Annotated in this window: 1 protein-coding gene; it reads right to left on the reverse strand. The window is 62.6% G+C overall.

The genetic code is table 11. The features are described from left to right. On the reverse strand, window positions 1-540 hold a 540-nt coding region (locus tag KDM41_18900; GenBank protein MCB1185494.1), incomplete at both ends, for a cupredoxin domain-containing protein.

Raw genomic sequence — 540 nt, forward strand, 5'->3', positions numbered from 1 at the left:
CCACCGTGCTGCCATCGGTCATGGTTTCGGTCTTGCCGAAGAGGCCCTTCCAGCTCGGCCCGGTGGCATCGACACCGGTGGTGGTGTGGCAGGCGTTGTAGCCTTGACGCTTGTAAACTCGCTCCCCGCAGGCGGCCATGCTTTCACCGGCCTCCATCTCGAGCTTGCCCGCGTCGCGCAGGGCTTGCTCGAACATGTCGGGCTCCAAGACCTTCACAACCCCGGCCATGGAAGAGTGGCGGTCGCCGCAGTACTCGGCGCAGAAGATGTTGAACTCGCCCACCCGGGTGGCCTCAAACCACATGCTCGTGTAACGACCGGGGACGGCGTCTTTTTTGACGCGAAAGGCCGGGATGTAGAACGAGTGAAGCACATCGTCGGAAGTGATCGTGAGCCGCACTGGCTTGCCCTTGGGCACGATCAGCGTGGTAAGCGGCTCTTCGGTGTTGGAGGTCAGGCGGACGCCCGGATAGTCGGGGTATTCCACATCCCAAAACCACTGGTGCCCGGTGACGCGGATATTGATCGCATCCTGGGGCG

It is taken from the genome of bacterium (genome assembly GCA_020440705.1).
Classification (GTDB): domain Bacteria; phylum Krumholzibacteriota; class Krumholzibacteriia; order LZORAL124-64-63; family LZORAL124-64-63; genus JAGRNP01.